At 42.7% G+C, this 18,479-nt stretch carries 11 protein-coding genes and 3 rRNA genes; 3 read left to right on the top strand and 11 right to left on the bottom strand.

The window, feature by feature from the left end; genetic code table 11:
- The first annotated feature begins 119 nt into the window (after nucleotides 1-119).
- Together rnr and PTRA_RS15485 are read left to right on the top strand one after the other, a co-directional pair.
- Entirely contained in the window at nucleotides 120-2,369 is a 2,250-nt protein-coding gene (gene rnr, locus PTRA_RS15480; RefSeq protein WP_058374446.1) for a ribonuclease R, read from the top strand.
- A gap of 157 nt (nucleotides 2,370-2,526) precedes the next feature.
- Nucleotides 2,527-2,772, top strand: a complete 246-nt coding sequence (locus tag PTRA_RS15485; protein WP_172459242.1) for a DUF3297 family protein — start codon at nucleotides 2,527-2,529, stop codon at nucleotides 2,770-2,772.
- A gap of 83 nt (nucleotides 2,773-2,855) precedes the next feature.
- Here PTRA_RS15485 and PTRA_RS15490 read toward each other — a convergent pair whose 3' ends face one another.
- The 4 genes from PTRA_RS15490 to PTRA_RS15505 all read right to left on the bottom strand — a co-directional run bounded on the left by PTRA_RS15490 (nucleotide 2,856) and on the right by PTRA_RS15505 (nucleotide 8,299).
- The gene (locus PTRA_RS15490; RefSeq protein ID WP_058374447.1) at nucleotides 2,856-4,160 is read right to left on the bottom strand and encodes a DEAD/DEAH box helicase; all 1,305 of its coding nucleotides are present in this window, start codon (nucleotides 4,158-4,160) and stop codon (nucleotides 2,856-2,858) included.
- A gap of 226 nt (nucleotides 4,161-4,386) precedes the next feature.
- Entirely contained in the window at nucleotides 4,387-5,466 is a 1,080-nt protein-coding gene (locus PTRA_RS15495; RefSeq protein WP_058374448.1) for a Fic family protein, read from the bottom strand.
- A 188-nt stretch (nucleotides 5,467-5,654) separates the two neighbouring features.
- Nucleotides 5,655-7,475, bottom strand: coding sequence for a glutamine--fructose-6-phosphate transaminase (isomerizing) (glmS, locus tag PTRA_RS15500; protein ID WP_058374449.1), 1,821 nt, complete (start codon nucleotides 7,473-7,475; stop codon nucleotides 5,655-5,657).
- Nucleotides 7,476-7,534: 59 nt separating this feature from the next.
- Nucleotides 7,535-8,299: a DeoR/GlpR family DNA-binding transcription regulator gene (locus tag PTRA_RS15505; protein ID WP_058374450.1), complete on the bottom strand. Its 765-nt coding sequence runs from the start codon at nucleotides 8,297-8,299 to the stop codon at nucleotides 7,535-7,537.
- Between the two features lie 158 nt (nucleotides 8,300-8,457).
- Here PTRA_RS15505 and PTRA_RS15510 point away from each other — a divergent pair, with 158 nt between their 5' ends.
- A complete protein-coding gene (locus tag PTRA_RS15510; RefSeq protein WP_058374451.1) occupies nucleotides 8,458-8,985 on the top strand; it encodes a sugar O-acetyltransferase in 528 nt (175 codons plus the stop codon).
- An 87-nt stretch (nucleotides 8,986-9,072) separates the two neighbouring features.
- Here PTRA_RS15510 and cobU read toward each other — a convergent pair whose 3' ends face one another.
- The 7 genes from cobU to PTRA_RS15545 form a co-directional block, all read right to left on the bottom strand.
- Entirely contained in the window at nucleotides 9,073-9,600 is a 528-nt protein-coding gene (gene cobU, locus PTRA_RS15515; RefSeq protein ID WP_058374452.1) for a bifunctional adenosylcobinamide kinase/adenosylcobinamide-phosphate guanylyltransferase, read from the bottom strand.
- Nucleotides 9,597-10,421 carry an adenosylcobinamide-GDP ribazoletransferase gene (locus PTRA_RS15520; protein ID WP_058374453.1) on the bottom strand — a complete coding sequence of 275 codons (825 nt, stop codon included), beginning with the start codon at nucleotides 10,419-10,421 and terminating at the stop codon, nucleotides 9,597-9,599. Before PTRA_RS15520 ends, cobU begins: the two co-directional genes overlap by 4 nt.
- Nucleotide 10,422: 1 nt before the next feature.
- Entirely contained in the window at nucleotides 10,423-11,484 is a 1,062-nt protein-coding gene (cobT, locus tag PTRA_RS15525; RefSeq protein ID WP_058374454.1) for a nicotinate-nucleotide--dimethylbenzimidazole phosphoribosyltransferase, read from the bottom strand.
- Between the two features lie 92 nt (nucleotides 11,485-11,576).
- Entirely contained in the window at nucleotides 11,577-12,197 is a 621-nt protein-coding gene (locus tag PTRA_RS15530; protein ID WP_237113464.1) for a histidine phosphatase family protein, read from the bottom strand.
- Between the two features lie 524 nt (nucleotides 12,198-12,721).
- Nucleotides 12,722-12,836: ribosomal RNA gene (gene rrf / locus PTRA_RS15535) — 5S ribosomal RNA — on the bottom strand.
- Between the two features lie 147 nt (nucleotides 12,837-12,983).
- Nucleotides 12,984-15,872 (bottom strand): 23S ribosomal RNA (locus PTRA_RS15540).
- A 298-nt stretch (nucleotides 15,873-16,170) separates the two neighbouring features.
- Nucleotides 16,171-17,706 (bottom strand): 16S ribosomal RNA (locus PTRA_RS15545).
- The 16S, 23S and 5S rRNA genes sit together here, the layout of an rRNA operon.
- Between the last annotated feature and the right edge of the window lie 773 nt (nucleotides 17,707-18,479).

Consider the following 18,479-nt stretch of genomic DNA (forward strand, 5'->3'; position numbering starts at 1 on the left):
CTGTCCGAGTCAGTCTCGCCTTATGCTTTATTCCACCTTATCTTTATCAATCTTAAGTCTTTTATATTCCTAGTTTGTAGATACACAGTAAAAGCGCTGGGCGAATTTAAGAGAGTTTTATGAATTTGAACCCAACCGCACAATTATCATCACCAATTTATGACAACCCGATCCCGGGTCGTGAATTTATTTTAAGCCTTTTTGGCAAAATGAAAAAAAACCTTAACCGTGAACAAATCGCGCATGCCTTAGAGCTAAAAAACGCTGAGCAAAAAGAAGCGCTCAGAAGACGTTTACGCGCCATGGAACGCGACGGCCAACTTATGTTTAGCCAACACAAAGGTTACCAAGTTATTGATCAAACCTTACTTGTGAGCGGTGTAATTACCCTGCATGCAGATGGCTTTGGTTTCGTTAATTATAGCGCCAGCGAAAAAGATTTATTTATCGCTAAAAACCAGTTAGCCCACGTATTTGAAGGCGATATAGTACAAATACTACAAGAGGCTGCTAGTCATAAACGTTCAAACAATAAATTAATAAAAATTATTGAGCGTAAAACCACCCATTTAGCCGGTATATTAAAACGCCAAGGCAAAGACTACGTACTCGTAGCCGATAACACAAAATGCCCACAAAAAGTGCAAGTAGCGCAGTGCCAATTAGCAAACACCAGTGTGGGCCAGTATGTAAATACTAAAATTACCCAGTACCCTACTTTTCGCCATGCAACTCAAGTGCAAATAACCGAGGTACTTGGTCTTCCTCACTCTGCAGGTATGGAAACAAAGCTTGCGCTGCGTCGCCATGGTGTTGCAGATAGCTGGAGCAAGGATTTACTAGTACAAGCAAGTTCACTTGGTAATAAAGTAACCGAGCAAGATAAATTAGCGCGTGTAGATTACCGCTTGTTTCCATTTGTTACTATTGATGGCGAAGACGCAAAAGATTTTGACGACGCCGTATACTGCGAAAGAACAGAGCAAGGAAACTGGCGTTTACTGGTCGCTATTGCCGATGTATCGCATTATGTAAAACCCAATGATGTGTTAGATATAGAAGCGCAGCAACGTGCCACCTCTATTTATTGCCCGGGGCAAGTTGTTCCTATGCTGCCAGAAGCATTATCAAATGGCCTATGTTCGTTAAACCCAAATGAAGATCGCCTGGTATTAGTGTGTGATATGACCATTAACCAAGATGGCCAAGTGACTCAAGCTAATTTTACAGAGGGGCTGATCCACTCACATGCAAGGCTAACCTACACACAAGCACATGCTGTAATTGCTAAACCCCATTCTAGCCCAGCTAAACAATTAGCCGAGTTGAATGCTGATGTGTCACCACTGATTAAAAATTTGCATTATCTTTATTTAGATTTAAGCGCAGCGCGCAAACTTCGCGGCGCTATTGATTTTGATACGCAAGAGCTCAAGCTTAATCTGAATAAAAATCAAAAAATTACCAGCATTGAGCCAATAGAGCGCAATGACGCACACCGCATGATTGAAGAATTCATGCTGTGTGCTAACGTGTGTACCGCACAATTTTTAGATAAACACCAAATCCCCGGATTATTTAGAGTACATGCAGGGCCACAACAGAAAAAGCTACAAACGCTACGGGCACTCCTAGCCGAAAAAGGACTGCAGCTTGGCGGCGGTGATAAGCCAACGCCAGCCGATTATAATAAACTACTAAATAACATTAGTCAGCGCAGCGATGCCAGCGTGATCCGTACTTTATTACTGCGCTCACAATCGCAAGCCGAATACTCGGCTAATAACCAAGGTCACTTTGGTTTAGCATACGAAGCCTATGCACATTTTACCTCGCCAATTCGTCGTTATGCAGATTTAGTAACCCATCGTGCAATTCGCGCCAAAATTCAGGCTAAGCAGCAAAATGGTTTACAGCGGGCGATAAGCTTCTTAAATGTGTTTGCTAATAAAACGTCTAACGTTAGCAAATTAGCTAAAAAGGCATACCCTTATAACCTTGAAAGTATAGAAACATTAAGCTTACATTGCTCAGCGCAATCGCGCAAAGCCAACGATATTGGCCGTGAAGTAGAAAGCGCCTTAAAATGTAGCTACATGGAAAAATACCTTGGCGATACATTTACCGCCACTATTAGTGGTGTATCAAGCGCTGGCTTTTTTGTTGAGCTCGACTGCACAGGCGTTGAGGGTTTAGTAGCGGTGAGTAGCTTCAGCCAAGGTGAATTTGTATTTAATGCTGCCAAACAACAGTGGAGCAACAGCAAGCAAAAATTTACTATTGGTGAGCGTGTGAACGTGACCTTAAAAAGTATTGACTTACGCCAACGCAAAATGAGCTTTTCACTGGCTAGTTTAACGTTTCATTAATTGCAGACAAGCTGCACTGTTAGTTATTAATTTAAACCGCCGCGCTTAACTGTGAAGTTTAATAGCTAACTTTATTAGCATTTATTGTTGTCGTGCTTGAGCATAACACCTGTATTGCCTACAATAGCGCACTATCTATTCAATGCAGATCACAATTATGACTGATACAAATAAACCAGAGTTACCAGACCAACTTTCGATTAATCCACGCAGCAAGTTTTATGTAGAAGAAGTATTCGAACATGAAATTGGTGTAACTCTGAACGGCAAAGAGCGTTTTGACGTTGAAGAATACTGCATCAGCGAAAGCTGGATCAAAGTTGCCGCACCTAAAGCGCTAGATCGTCGTGGCCAACCATTACTTATAAAAGTAAAAGGTACTGTAGACGTATTTTATAAATAAAACACTGATGCAGTACAAAGAAGCCGACGTAACGTCGGCTTTTTAGATCAATGTTTACTCTAATTACTTAACTTGAACTCCGGTTACTTAGATTTACCTCGCCAACCAGCCCAAACATCGTCTTCAAGATCTGCTTTTTTGTTCTTTTTCTTGCCTGTGCCTTCGGGTTTTGCCATTGGCTTTTCGTTTTTAAGCGCCTGTGCAGCATCAATATTCGCTTGGTTCACTGCAAAGCCTGCCACTTGCTCGCGCTCAAGACGTAGTTTATTTTTCTTCTCAATTATTTTAAAGTGATGCAAATCTTCATAATCAACTAATGAAAGCGCTAAACCCACTTCACCTGCACGGCCGCTGCGGCCAATACGGTGCATATAATCAGCAGGGCTGCGTGGCAGGTTAAAGTTTATTACCACTGGCAGCTTTTCAATATCTAAACCACGTGCTGCAATATCAGTTGCTATTAGCACTTCAATTTCGCCTGCTTTAAACTTTTCGATTACCCGGGTACGTTCACTTTGGCCTTTATCGCCATGAAACACTTGCGCGTTAACACCACGTTTTTCAAGCTTTTGCGCTAAGTGTTCACAATCTTTTTTAGCATTAACAAAAATAAGTGCTTGGCGCCATTTATGGGTTTTAATTAAATGCGCTAAAACAGTAGTTTTCTCGCCTTTATTAACGCTAAACACACGCTGTACTAACGTGCTTTCGTCTTTGCTTTGAACTTGTATTTCAACAGGGTCGTTTAATAAATCTTGTGTTAATAGCTTAACTTGCTCTGGGAAAGTGGCTGAAAATAACATAGTTTGTTTTTTAGCAGGCATTAACGCTAATAACTCAGCAAGCTCTTCGGTAAAGCCAAGGCTTAGCATACGGTCGGCTTCATCAAGCACGAGTGTACTTAGTTTATCTAGCTTAATAGCATTGCTTGAGATTAAATCGAGTAAGCGACCTGGTGTTGCTACTATAATATCAGTGCCACCACGAAGAGCCTGCATTTGTGTATTAACCGATACACCACCAAACACAGCAACCGTTTTAATTGCACCATTAAAGTTAGCAGAATACGATTTAACGCTATCGGCTACTTGCGTAGCAAGCTCACGAGTAGGTACTAAAATAAGCCCTGTAACAAAGTTACCTTTGCTCGCTGTGCTTTTACTACCTTGCTCAAGGAACATTTTTTGTAGCATTGGCAGCGCAAACGTTGCTGTTTTACCAGAGCCCGTATTTGCCCCAGCAATTAAATCACTGCCCGCAAGCACACTAGGTATAGCCTTAGCTTGAATTGGCGTAGGCTGGGTATATTCCAAATCGGTTAAACGAGCTAATAGCTCTGGAATAAGGCCAAGTTCGTTAAAAGTGCTAGGGCTTGTGGCTGAGGTCATAAAAGTGTGGGCTCATTGCTAAAAATTAGCATACAATTTTAGCGTATTTAACGCTTATTAAGTAGGGGTTAGTAGTTTAAATCGCATTTAGTTACTGGCAAAAAAAGACGCTTTCGCGTCTTTTTTATCTTATAACACTAACTTATTGTTATTCAACAGTAACCGATTTAGCCAGGTTACGTGGTTGGTCAACGTCTGTGCCTTTAATTACCGCTACGTACATGTACTAGCTATGGGCTATAAGTAATTTATACAACGGATCGTTAATATAATAGTTAGCACGACCAATTTTTTGTTTAGTTAAAAAACCATGCTCAACCAACTGCTCTAAATACTTAGTAGCAGTAATACGGGATACGCCTAGCTCTTCCACTATAAATTCTATTTTGGTGTAAGGGTGATTAAATAAATTATTGAGCAAATCTTGGCTATATATTTTAGGTAGTTTTTCACGTATACCGTGTTTCACTTCAGCCATAGTACTTTTCATTTGAGTAATGAGTGAGATGGTATTTTGTGCGGTATCAATGATACCGTCGAGCATAAATAATAGCCAAGCTTCCCAGTTTCCTGTTTCTCTTACTGCTTGCAAATTACTGTAGTAGTCGGCTTTATGGTGAATAATAAAGCGACTTAAATATAATACAGGCAAGTTAAGTAGCTCTTTGGTCACTAAATACAAAATATTTATTATACGCCCAGTCCGTCCATTGCCATCATAAAATGGATGAATACTTTCAAACTGGTGGTGAATAATAGCCATTTTAACCAGTGGATCAGCGTCACACAGTGAATCGTCATTGATGTAGGTGATGAGGTTAGCCATTAATTTTGCTATTTCTTCAGCGTGTTGTGGTGGTGTATAAACGATCTCGCCTGTACTGGCATTTTTTAAATCTGTACCTGGGAGTTTTCGCAGTCCTGCATTATTATGCTCTAGGTTTTTTTGTATTAACAAGATGTCACTTAAGCGCAGTAACTTATTTTTGCGTGCCGTATTAAAGCCTTGCTTTAAAGCAAAGGCATAGTCTTGCACTTCCTTCGTGGCTGGATTGGTAATAGCTTCTTCAAATAAGCTCGCTTTGTAAAGCTCGTCATGTGTGGTGACAATATTCTCTACCTCTGAGCTGTCTTTTGCCTCTTGTAGCGACAGGGTATTTATTAAAATGGCTTCATTTGGAATACTGGCCGCAACGCCTTTTAGTTCGGCAAGATAACGGTGAGCTTCAGCTGTTTTTTTTAGTACTGCGCGGGTTTCCCACTTTTCAATATTATTTAGTGGAAGCTGTTTAACACTTGCTGACATGTATAAATAACGCCTTTTTGTAGGTATAAATTTTTTATATGTATAAATAATTGCAAAAATTATACATGAAGCCTTAGTTATGTATAGATTTTCTATTTTATTATACATATATTTCTAATTACACATAAAAAAACGGCTACATGTTGCTGTAGCCGTTTTTTGCTTTCTACTTTAAAATTAAAAGCTAATTATTCAACAGTAACCGATTTTGCTAAGTTACGTGGTTGGTCAACGTCTGTGCCTTTAATTACCGCTACGTAGTACGACAGTAGCTGTAATGGTAAAGTATAAACAATTGGCGCAATAATATCGTCAGTGTGATTTACGTTGATAACACGCATGGTGGTGTCTGATTCAAAGTGAGAATCTTTATCTGCGAATACGTAAATAATACCGCCACGCGCCCGTACTTCTTCTACGTTCGATTTAAGCTTTTCGAGCAATTCGTTATTGGGGGCAACCACAATAATTGGCATGTCGGCGTCAATTAGTGCCAGTGGACCATGTTTAAGCTCGCCTGCAGCGTAGGCTTCTGCGTGAATGTACGAAATTTCTTTAAGCTTAAGCGCGCCTTCCATTGCAATTGGGTATTGCGAACCACGGCCTAAAAATAGTGAATGTTGCTTATCGGCAAACTCTTCTGCTAACTCGGCAATGCTATCTGCAAGCTGTAAAGTTTCTTCTAATTTTGCAGGAAGTACTTTAATTGCATTAACAATTGCGCTTTGATCAAGGCCTTTTTCTTGTGCTATAGACGCAGTAAGCATTAACAAACCAACTAATTGCGTAGTAAACGCTTTAGTAGATGCTACGCCAATTTCGGCGCCGGCTTTGGTCATAAAGGCAAGGTCTGATTCGCGTACAAGCGATGAGCCAGGTACGTTACAAATGGTCATTGAAGCCATGTAACCTTGTTGCTTTGCTAAACGCAGTGCAGCAAGTGTATCGGCAGTTTCACCTGATTGTGAAATAGTTACTAGGAGGCTTTTTTCGTGTACAAACGACTGGCGGTAGCGAAATTCTGAGGCAATTTCTACATTACAGCTTACGCCTGCAAATTGCTCAAGCCAGTAACGTGCAACCATACCCGAATGGTAAGACGTACCACAGGCAATAATTTGTACGTGTTTTACATCTTTAAATATTTGTTGTGCACTGTCGCCAAAAGCGTCAATTGCTACGCGATCGTTGTTTAAACGCCCTTCAAGGGTATTACGTACAGCAAGTGGCTGCTCGTAAATTTCTTTTAGCATGTAGTGACGGTAGTCGCCTTTACCTGATGCATCTTGCGTAATGTTTGATTCAACCACTTCACGCTCTACAGCGTTGCCATCGGCATCAAAAATTTCTACTGTGTCACGTGTAATACGTGCTACGTCGCCTTCTTCTAAAAATATAAAGCTGCGAGTAACCGGTAGTAGTGCCAATTGATCAGAGGCAATAAAGTTTTCGCCAAGCCCTAAACCTATAACAAGTGGGCTGCCTGAGCGCGCTACAATAATTTCGTTGCTGTTGTCTTTATCAAATACAACGGTACCAAATGCGCCTTCAAATTGCTTAACGGCAGCTTGTACTGATGCGAGCAAGGTTTTGTGCTGCTGACGAAGCTGGTGAATTAAGTGCACCATAACTTCTGTGTCGGTGTCTGATAAAAATTCGTAACCGTCGCCTTTTAATGCGGCGCGCAAGCTTACGTGATTTTCAATAATACCATTGTGTACTAGTGCTAGTTGGCCGCTTGACACATGTGGGTGTGCATTGGCTTCAGTTACACTACCGTGAGTAGCCCAGCGAGTGTGTGCAATACCTGTATGGCCGCTAACACCTGATTGCTCAAGTGCCGACTCTAGGTTTACTACTTTACCAACTGCTTTTACAGTTTTAAGGGTGTTGCCATCAAGCAGTGCTACGCCTGCTGAATCGTAACCACGGTATTCTAGGCGTTTAAGGCCTTCAACTAAAATTTTATTTACTGGACGTTCTGCAACTGCCCCAACTATTCCACACATAGTGTCTCCATTGATTTTTTAATATTTGCCCGCTTATAACCTGAATTCAAGTTAACGGGCTATTCCATAATCTCTGCACAAATTAGTTTTACACCACATTCCTCAATTGCTTTGCGTTTATCGTCTGCTAAGCCATTGTCGGTTATTAAGGTGGTTACTATTTGCCACGGTAATTCTAAATTCGGGATTTTTCGGCCAACTTTATCTGATTCAACCATCACTATAACTTCACGTGCTGCTTTTGCCATTACTTGGCTTAAGCCAACTAGTTCGTTAAAGGTAGTAGTACCGCGCTTTACGTCTATGCCGTCGGCACCAATAAATAGCTGATCAAAGTCGTAAGAGCATAGTACGCTTTCAGCCACTTGCCCCTGAAATGATTCTGAATGCGGATCCCATGTCCCACCGGTCATCAATAATGTTGGCTCGTTTTCGAGCGCTAGCAAGCGATTAGCAACTTTAATAGCATTCGTCATTACAACTAAGCCTTGTTTACTTGCAAGCTCTGGGATCATTGCTGCTGTAGTTCGCCCGCTATCAATAATAATACGGTTATGATCTTTGATCAGTGCGGCTGCCGCTTTGGCTATTGCCACTTTACGTTTTGAATCTATTTCGTCACTAACGATTTCTTTTGGTAATGCAATAGCACCGCCATAACGGCGCAGTAATAAGCCACTCTTTTCAAGCGCAGTTAAATCTTTTCGAATGGTCACTTCTGAGGTTTGAAACTGCTCAGCTAATTTTTCCACGACCACTTCACCAAGCTCATTAACCTGAGCCAATATATTGTGACGTCGTTGCTGGGTGTTTCGTTTGGTCATAAGTGATATACAATTAAGTTTCGTTTCGAAAGATGCGCAATTTTAAACGAAACTAGTTAAATGGCAAGTGAACGAGCAAAAATAAAGCAATTTAATCAAATTATAATAAAACTTAAAATACGGTAAGCTAGGGGTAATAGCCGAATAAAGTAAAGTATATGCAATTATTTAATAGTATCAGTAAAGAATATTTAACTCAGCGTAAGCTCGCCGGCGATACCTGCCGTTTATTTAATAAAAGCCCCAGTAAGGGCAATTTAAAGCGTATTAAAAGCTTATTTTTTGATTGTGGTGAAGAGGTAATTATTGAAGCAGGGTTTCACTGCGATTATGGTAGTACACTTATTATTGGTGATCGTACCTTTATAAATATTAACTGCACCATTTTAGATTCTCCGCTACCTGAGTCGGCCATAAGTATTGGGAACGACTGTTTAATAGGCCCTAATGTACAATTGCTAGCTGTATCTCACGCGCTAGATCCGCAGCAAAGATTAAGTAAAGAAAACTTTAGCCAGCCAATTAGTATAGGTAATAATGTATGGGTTGGTGCAGGCGTAATTATTTTAGCTGGAATAACTATTGGCGATAATGCCGTTATTGGAGCGGGCTCGATAGTAACAAAAAATGTGGCAGCCAACACCGTGGTGATTGGAAATCCTGCTGTTAAAGTTAAAGATATTTGAAGCAGTAGTGCGTTAAACACAACCTACAAAGCCTACTCTGTAGGTCGTACAATATATAACTAAGCAGTGTATTTCTAAGGGAAGGGTTTATTGTTTATTTTTTAATGTAAGCGCTAAACCCGCCATAATAAACTCAACTTGGGAAACCTGCGCAGCTAATGCTTGATGTAACCAGCCAGATTCGTCTACAAATGTACGACTTAATTCACCAAGCGGAACTATACCGTGCCCCACTTCGTTACTTACAAAAATAACTTGCCCAGGTAAGCTCTTAAGTTGAGCTAATAACTCAGCTTTTTGCGTTTGCCAGCAATGCTTGTCGCTATGGCATAAACAGTTTGTAAGCCATAGCGTTAAACAATCTACCAATATGCAGTTATCAGCTTTACTATGGGCTTTAAGTAGTTTGGCAAGCGCTATGGGCTCTTCAACTAATTGCCAGTTTGCTGGGCGGTCTTTTTGATGGCGCGTTATACGTGCTTGCATTTCATCGTCATTAGGCTGTGCAGTGGCCAGATAAATCACTGATTTATTACTCTTCATTGCTAACTGTTCAGCAAAACGACTTTTACCACTGCGGGCTCCACCTAAAACTAGTACATGGCTGTTGCTCATAATAAGCCCACTAAGGTTAAATAAATAACCACCTCAGATAACTGCTGCGCCGCGCCTAAACAATCTCCAGTATAACCACCTAGTTGGCGCTTAAACCAGCGTACTAATACACTGCGTAAAATGAGCAACACGGCAATAATAATCACCGCTGTTTGCCATACAATAATATTTAAACAAATTAAACTCAGTAATAAAATTACTGCAGTGAGCGTTAAAATAGCTAAGCTGTTAAACGACAAATGCATAGCGATAGGCTTAACTTTTGAGGTGGCATCCTCACTCACGTAATCCATACTTACAATTAAACTGCTTGCTATTACCCGACTTAAACACTGACCCAGCAATATCGCAGTTATAATGGCTGTGAGCGAAGTACTAAGTAAAACCAGGCTCTGAAACTTAATCAGTAATATTATAAATAATGCCGCAGCTCCATAAGTACCCAAACGGCTGTCTTTCATGATAGTTAGCTTTTGCTCTACCTGCCAACCGCCGCCAAAGCCATCCCATACATCAGCCCAGCCATCTTCATGAAACGCGCCAGTTAATAGCAAGCCAAAGGCCATCATTAATAACACACTTAAAGACGGCGGTAACAACAGCTGAAAAACACAGTAACTAAGTGCCAATAACCCACCAAGTAACAAACCTACTAATGCAAAATAGCGACTGGCTTGATTAAGGTGGGTGTTAGTAACATTAAAACGCAAAGCAACCGGAATGCGGGTTAAAAAGCTAATCGCTAATAATACTAACTGCCACTGCGTGACCTTGGTTTGTAATTTATTATTTGGGGTATCTAAAAGTGAGCTGTCACTCATATTATACAACCTGCTCAACACCGGCATCTGCAAAGCTTGCCATGTGGTTATAAAAGCCAAGAGCGGCTTGTAGCAAAGGTAAGCTCAATGCTGCGCCAGTGCCTTCGCCTAAACGTAAATCTAATTGAAGCAATGGCTTAACTTCAAGCTTGCTTAACATTTGTTGATGGCCTTGCTCATTAGAACAATGAGCAAAAATTAAATACTCTTTTACTATAGGATTAATTTTTATCGCAACCATAGCCGCAGCACTACAAATAAAGCCATCAACAATAATGGCCATACCTTGCTCTGCCGCCGCTAGCATTGCACCGGTAATATGCACAATTTCAAAGCCGCCCACTGCAGCAAGCAGCGATATTGGATCAGCTAATTGTGCTTTATGCAGTTGTAATGCTTGCTCAACAACATTGACTTTACGCGCAATTAATTCTTCGCTCACGCCAGTGCCTTTACCCACACATTGAGTCGCTGGTAAGTTTAATATTGCTGCCATAATAGCTGCTGCACTCGTGGTATTGCCAATTCCCATCTCCCCCATAGCCAATGTATTACAGCCTTGTTGTTTAAGCTGTAAAACAAGTGACTTAGCATTACTAAACCCTTGCTCTACTTGCGCAGTGCTCATGGCCATGTGTAAGTTAAGCGGGGCGGTTATATTACCAAGTCGGCAATCATGTACCTTACTGGCAGGGCTTTTTTCTAATATGCCGCAATCAACAACCTCAAGTTGCCAGCCAAGTTGCTGACAAAATATATTTATAGCAGCGCCGCCAGCGACAAAGTTAGCGACCATTTGTGCTGTTACTTCACTTGGTGCAATTGATACTCCTTGCGCTGCAATCCCATGATCTCCGGCAAAAACAACTAAAGTAGGGTTACAAATCTCAGCTTTAAATGCAGTAAATTCAACGTCACTCTCTATCGTTTGAGATAGTATTTTTACTAACTGTAATGCAATCAGTTCAAGCTGACCTAATGCCCCTATGGGTTTAGTTTTATTATTTATTTTATTGTGGATAAGGTGATCAAATTGATTATTCAAAGGGGCTATTTTAAACATTGTGTAACAGCTCACGTTTTAAAAAAAAGTAAAAAGATAACGGCTAAATCCCACAACTGATATCGTTGTTGATAAAAGAGGATTGGGCGTTTTTAAAAGATAATTTTAGGCCAAGCTTGGCCATTTTCATCAAAAAATATATCGATACAAATAACCTTGCCATAACCCACAGTAAATATATTTTGATAATTTAACTGTTTTGGCATCTGACAAATAATAGCGAGTAATTGCTTTATTACTCCTGCATGCGTAATTACAAGTTGTGAGCGAGTACCTTGGCAAATAGTATTAGCAAATAATTGCTGCCACCATGTTGTTATGCGCTGATAAAAATGAGCCATGCTTTCACCGTTAGGTGGCGTTACGAGCCAAGGGCTTTGCCAAAAGTCACCAATTGTCGGTGTATTCGTATGCTGCCACAGTTCATCATAGCTTTGGCCATCCCAATCACCAAAGTTAAACTCTTTAATATCGTCGGTTATATTCAGTGGTATTTTATTAAAATCACAAAATTGCCGAGCAAACTCACTACAGCGCTTTAAAGGCGACGAGGTAACTAAATCAATATTTGCTAAGCTGCCACAGGCGATATTTAACTGCTCAACCCCTTTTTCACTCAATATAAAATCAGTATGCCCCGCTAAAACATCTTTAGTCGTAAGCTCACCGTGACGCAGTAAATAAACTCGGCTAGAAAATGCTGTCATGCTCATACAAGTCTAAAATAAATGTACTTTGAGTTTATCAGCATAGTATTTTTTTATCTTTGAGTTTTACTTATTAATGATTTGAATTTTACTTTGCTGAAGACGTAAAAAAACCGACACACTCATTGGCCAGTGGTGATATTTTTATAATTTGAGCGTCGGGAGTCACTGCGCTCGCCCGACCTACGTGTTAGGTGTTAGGTGTTAGATGAGTGTACATTAATCATACGAATTTCACTTTTCTGCAGACGTAAAAAAGCCCGACTATTTCTAGTCGGGCTTTCTACAATTTGGAGTTTGGTAATGTCGTAGTGCCCACAGCGGTAGAAAGTCACATAGCAAATGCTACACTATCATCGGTCGGGGCTCGCCTTCGAGCTGTTTTGTTTGATATAGAGGAATACAAATGCCGTAGAGCACAGGATGTGCAGGAGCAGCCACTACTGAGTTCGCATGGGCTTTTGGCTATTTATTAAATCCCAGACGTAAAAAAGCCCGAATCGTTAGATTCGGGCTTTCTACAATTTGGAGCCTGGCAATGTCCTACTTTCACATAGCAAATGCTACACTATCATCGGCGCTGTTTCGTTTCACTACTGAGTTCGGCATGGGGTCAGGTGGGTCCAAAACGCTATTGTTACCAAGCAAATTAGGGCGTTAATTCGTATCACTACAAATTAACTGAATTTGGAAAATATCTGATAATATTTTTTAAGTCGTTCTTCAGTAATATCTACTTTAGCAATATTAACTTCTTGCTTGAACTGTCGCATAAAACGCGTTTGGCGTTGTATGGTTAAGCCTCACGGGTAATTAGTACAAGTTAGCTTAATGCCTCACAGCACTTCCACATCTTGCCTATCAACGTTGTAGTCTCCAACGGCCCTTCAGAGAGCTTATAGCTCTAGTGAGAAATCATCTCGAGGCCTGCTTCGCGCTTAGATGCTTTCAGCGCTTATCAGTTCCGAACGTAGCTACCGGGCAATGCCATTGGCATGACAACCCGAACACCAGCGGTTCGTTCACTCCGGTCCTCTCGTACTAGGAGCAACCCCTCTCAATTCTCAAACGCCCACGGCAGATAGGGACCGAACTGTCTCACGACGTTCTAAACCCAGCTCGCGTACCACTTTAAATGGCGAACAGCCATACCCTTGGGACCGACTTCAGCCCCAGGATGTGATGAGCCGACATCGAGGTGCCAAACACCGCCGTCGATATGAACTCTTGGGCGGTATCAGCCTGTTATCCCCGGAGTACCTTTTATCCGTTGAGCGATGGCCCTTCCATTCAGAACCACCGGATCACTATGACCTACTTTCGTACCTGCTCGACGTGTCTGTCTCGCAGTTAAGCTGGCTTCTACCATTACACTAACCGTACGATGTCCGACCGTACTTAGCCAACCTTCGTGCTCCTCCGTTACTCTTTAGGAGGAGACCGCCCCAGTCAAACTACCCACCAGGCACTGTCCGTAACCCCGATTCAGGGGCCAACGTTAGAACATCAAAACTACAAGGGTGGTATTTCAAGGTTGACTCCAACAAAACTAGCGTCTCATCTTCAAAGTCTCCCACCTATCCTACACATGTAGGTTCAATGTTCAGTGCCAAGCTGTAGTAAAGGTTCACGGGGTCTTTCCGTCTAGCCGCGGGTACACAGCATCTTCACTGCGATTTCAATTTCACTGAGTCTCGGGTGGAGACAGCGTGGCCATGGTTACACCATTCGTGCAGGTCGGAACTTACCCGACAAGGAATTTCGCTACCTTAGGACCGTTATAGTTACGGCCGCCGTTTACCGGGGCTTCGATCAAGAGCTTCTCCCTAAGGATAACCCCATCAATTAACCTTCCGGCACCGGGCAGGTGTCACACCGTATACGTCATCTTGCGATTTTGCACAGTGCTGTGTTTTTAATAAACAGTCCCAGCCACCTGGTCACTGCGGCTCCCGTCCGCTTAGAGAGCAAGTCTCATCACAGATAGGAGCGTACCTTCTCCCGAAGTTACGGTACGATTTTGCCTAGTTCCTTCACCCGAGTTCTCTCAAGCGCCTTAGTATTCTCTACCTGACCACCTGTGTCGGTTTGGGGTACGATTCCATATAATCTGAAGCTTAGAGGCTTTTCCTGGAAGTATGGCATCAGCAACTTCATCACCTTAGTGACTCGTCTCGTGTCTCAGGTTTAATGTTCGTCCGGATTTACCTAAACAAACGCCCTACTCACTTTCACATGGACTACCAACGCCATGCTTGCTTAGCCTGCTCCGTCCCCCCATCGCAATTATATCGAGTACAGAAATATTAATCTGTTTCCCATCGACTACGCCTTTCGGCCTCGCCTTAGGGGTCGACTTACCCTACCCTGATTAACATGGGATAGGAACCCTTGGTCTTCCGGCGTGGGAGTTTTTCACTCCCATTATCGTTACTCATGTCAGCATTCGCACTTCTGATACCTCCAGCATACCTCCCGGTACACCTTCAACGGCTTACAGAACGCTCCCCTACCACTCATCCTAAGATGAATCCGCAGCTTCGGTGCATAGTTTAGCCCCGTTACATCTTCCGCGCAGACCGACTCGACCAGTGAGCTATTACGCTTTCTTTAAAGGATGGCTGCTTCTAAGCCAACCTCCTGGCTGTCTGGGCCTTTCCACATCGTTTCCCACTTAACTATGACTTTGGGACCTTAGCTGGCGGTCTGGGTTGTTTCCCTCTTCACGACGGACGTTAGCACCCGCCGTGTGTCTCCCGGATATTACTTTACGGTATTCGGAGTTTGCAAAGGGTTGGTAAGTCGGGATGACCCCCTAGCCTTAACAGTGCTCTACCCCCGTAAGTATTCGTCCGAGGCTCTACCTAAATAGATTTCGGGGAGAACCAGCTATCTCCCGGTTTGATTAGCCTTTCACTCCTAACCACAAGTCATCCCCTAACTTTTCAACGTTAGTGGGTTCGGTCCTCCAGTTGATGTTACTCAACCTTCAACCTGCTCATGGCTAGATCACCGGGTTTCGGGTCTATACCTTGCAACTATTCGCCCAGTTAAGACTCGGTTTCCCTACGGCTACCCTAATCGGTTAACCTCGCTACAAAATATAAGTCGCTGACCCATTATACAAAAGGTACGCAGTCACCCAACACGTGGGCTCCTACTGCTTGTACGTACACGGTTTCAGGTTCTATTTCACTCCCCTCACAGGGGTTCTTTTCGCCTTTCCCTCACGGTACTGGTTCACTATCGGTCAGTTGGGAGTATTTAGCCTTAGATGATGGTCCACCTATATTCAGTCAAAGTTTCACGTGCTCCGACCTACTCGATTTCACTTAAAATGTCTTTTCATGTACGGGACTATCACCCTGTATCGTGGCGCTTTCCAGCAGCCTTCCATTAACACATAATAAGCTTAAGGGCTGTTCCGATTTCGCTCGCCGCTACTTTCGGAATCTCGGTTGATTTCTTTTCCTACGGGTACTTAGATGTTTCAGTTCTCCGCGTTCGCTTCGTTAACCTATGTATTCAGTTAACGATACCTGCAAGCAGGTGGGTTTCCCCATTCGGAAATCCTAGTCTCAAGTGCTTTTTACTAGCTTGACTAGGCTTATCGCAAGTTAATACGTCCTTCATCGCCTCCAACTGCCAAGGCATCCACCGTGTACGCTTAGTCACTTAACCATACAACCCAAACGGGTCTTTGTTGTGTGACAGTTTAACTTCGCCAGAAGTCAATATTGAATACTAAAGTAGATACCAATCAATCAACTCATAAGAGTTAACTAAATGGCACTGAATGGTACTGCTACCATTCTTTTTTTACTTTTGAAAACTCTTGATAAATACAATGTATCTATCAGAATTTTATTATCAGCTTTTCCAAATTTTTAAAGAGCATATTAATTAGTTATTCCGAAGAACAAGCACTAATTAACAATCATCTGTGTGGACACTACGAACAAATAAGTTCTAAATCGTATAAGGAGGTGATCCAGCCCCAGGTTCCCCTAGGGCTACCTTGTTACGACTTCACCCCAGTCATGAATCACTCCGTGGTAAACGTCCTCCCGAGGGTTAGACTATCTACTTCTGGAGCAACCCACTCCCATGGTGTGACGGGCGGTGTGTACAAGGCCCGGGAACGTATTCACCGCGTCATTCTGATACGCGATTACTAGCGATTCCGACTTCATGGAGTCGAGTTGCAGACTCCAATCCGGACTACGACGCACTTTAAGTGATTCGCTTACCTTCGCAGGTTCGCAGCACTCTGTATGCGCCATTGTAGCACGTGTGTAGCCCTACACGTAAGGGCCATGATGACTTGACGTCGTCCCCACCTTCCTCCGGTTTATCACCGGCAGTCTCCTTAGAGTTCTCAGCATTACCTGCTAGCAACTAAGGATAGGGGTTGCGCTCGTTGCGGGACTTAACCCAACATCTCACAACACGAGCTGACGACAGCCATGCAGCACCTGTATCAGAGTTCCCGAAGGCACCAAACCATCTCTGGTAAGTTCTCTGTATGTCAAGTGTAGGTAAGGTTCTTCGCGTTGCATCGAATTAAACCACATGCTCCACCGCTTGTGCGGGCCCCCGTCAATTCATTTGAGTTTTAACCTTGCGGCCGTACTCCCCAGGCGGTCTACTTAATGCGTTAGCTTTGAAAAACAGAACCGAGGCTCCGAGCTTCTAGTAGACATCGTTTACGGCGTGGACTACCGGGGTATCTAATCCCGTTTGCTCCCCACGCTTTCGTACATGAGCGTCAGTGTTGACCCAGGTGGCTGCCTTCGCCATCGGTATTCCTTCAGATCTCTACGCATTTCACCGCTACACCTGAAATTCTACCACCCTCTATCACACTCTAGTTTGCCAGTTCGAAATGCAGTTCCCAGGTTGAGCCCGGGGCTTTCACATCTCGCTTAACAAACCGCCTGCGTACGCTTTACGCCCAGTAATTCCGATTAACGCTCGCACCCTCCGTATTACCGCGGCTGCTGGCACGGAGTTAGCCGGTGCTTCTTCTGTCAGTAACGTCACACATGATGGGTATTAACCACCACGCTTTCCTCCTGACTGAAAGTGCTTTACAACCCGAAGGCCTTCTTCACACACGCGGCATGGCTGCATCAGGCTTGCGCCCATTGTGCAATATTCCCCACTGCTGCCTCCCGTAGGAGTCTGGGCCGTGTCTCAGTCCCAGTGTGGCTGATCATCCTCTCAAACCAGCTAGGGATCGTCGCCTTGGTGAGCCATTACCTCACCAACTAGCTAATCCCACTTGGGCCAATCTAAAGGCGAGAGCCGAAGCCCCCTTTGGTCCGTAGACATTATGCGGTATTAGCAGTCGTTTCCAACTGTTGTCCCCCACCTCAAGGCATGTTCCCAAGCATTACTCACCCGTCCGCCGCTCGTCAGCAAAGAAGCAAGCTTCTCTCTGTTACCGCTCGACTTGCATGTGTTAGGCCTGCCGCCAGCGTTCAATCTGAGCCATGATCAAACTCTTCAATTAAAAAGTTTTATGTCTTTCGACAGCTCAATGAATTCTGAATTTATTTTAATATCTTTCGATATTGAATTGACTGTGCCGAAGCAACTTATAAATAAGTTACTTCTGTTGGTCACTCAGTTTTCAATTGAGACTCTAATTTGTTTGCCTCGCTAATTACCCATAAAGAGTAAGCAGTTTGGCTGTTAGAACTCAATCTGTACGAGTGCCCACACAGATGATTGCTTTATATTGTTAAAGAACGTTTTGAGTCGCTTTAGCTCCTCAAGGGATGCGTATAATACATCCTTTATTTTTCGAGTCAACACTTTGTTTTAAACTTTCTTTTTGGAAGATTTAAAACCGAAGTTTTATTTAACTCTCTAAGTAGTTCGTGCCTTGCTATGCTTCGGCGTTTCCCTTCTCAGTGGGGTCGCATTATAGGGATAAACGAGTGAGGGTCAACACTTTATTTCCGCTTTATGACAATTAAATTAATATTGTATAAAAGGCATACAAACAAAGGCTTGCAATGAAGTTTAAGCTTAAAAAAGCACCAAATAAATGGCAGTAATAGGGAAGTTATAGTTACGCTAGGTAGAAGGTAGGTTATTTAGTTTAAATGTTATGTTTAAATAATTAAATGCGGCTTAGTTGTAGTGCTTTACTGGGTAACTTTAAATAAAACTTTATGCCTCTCAAGGTTTAGCAAAATACTCAGTTAAATATCTGATGTAGAGTAGGGAGCTCATATTATTCAGACAATAAAAAAGCGAGTTAATAACTCGCTTCTATCT

The sequence above is a fragment of the Pseudoalteromonas translucida KMM 520 genome (assembly GCF_001465295.1).
Lineage (GTDB): Bacteria > Pseudomonadota > Gammaproteobacteria > Enterobacterales > Alteromonadaceae > Pseudoalteromonas > Pseudoalteromonas translucida.

Excerpts from the sequence above, each read along its gene's own strand:
- rnr (WP_058374446.1), top strand. The coding sequence starts at position 120 with ATGAATTTGAACCCAACCGCACAATTATCATCACCAATTTATGACAAC.
- PTRA_RS15485 (WP_172459242.1), top strand. The coding sequence starts at position 2,527 with ATGACTGATACAAATAAACCAGAGTTACCAGACCAACTTTCGATTAAT.
- PTRA_RS15490 (WP_058374447.1), bottom strand. The coding sequence starts at position 4,160 with ATGACCTCAGCCACAAGCCCTAGCACTTTTAACGAACTTGGCCTTATT.
- PTRA_RS15495 (WP_058374448.1), bottom strand. The coding sequence starts at position 5,466 with ATGTCAGCAAGTGTTAAACAGCTTCCACTAAATAATATTGAAAAGTGG.
- glmS (WP_058374449.1), bottom strand. The coding sequence starts at position 7,475 with ATGTGTGGAATAGTTGGGGCAGTTGCAGAACGTCCAGTAAATAAAATT.
- PTRA_RS15505 (WP_058374450.1), bottom strand. The coding sequence starts at position 8,299 with ATGACCAAACGAAACACCCAGCAACGACGTCACAATATATTGGCTCAG.
- PTRA_RS15510 (WP_058374451.1), top strand. The coding sequence starts at position 8,458 with ATGCAATTATTTAATAGTATCAGTAAAGAATATTTAACTCAGCGTAAG.
- cobU (WP_058374452.1), bottom strand. The coding sequence starts at position 9,600 with ATGAGCAACAGCCATGTACTAGTTTTAGGTGGAGCCCGCAGTGGTAAA.
- PTRA_RS15520 (WP_058374453.1), bottom strand. The coding sequence starts at position 10,421 with ATGAGTGACAGCTCACTTTTAGATACCCCAAATAATAAATTACAAACC.
- cobT (WP_058374454.1), bottom strand. The coding sequence starts at position 11,484 with ATGTTTAAAATAGCCCCTTTGAATAATCAATTTGATCACCTTATCCAC.
- PTRA_RS15530 (WP_237113464.1), bottom strand. The coding sequence starts at position 12,197 with ATGAGCATGACAGCATTTTCTAGCCGAGTTTATTTACTGCGTCACGGT.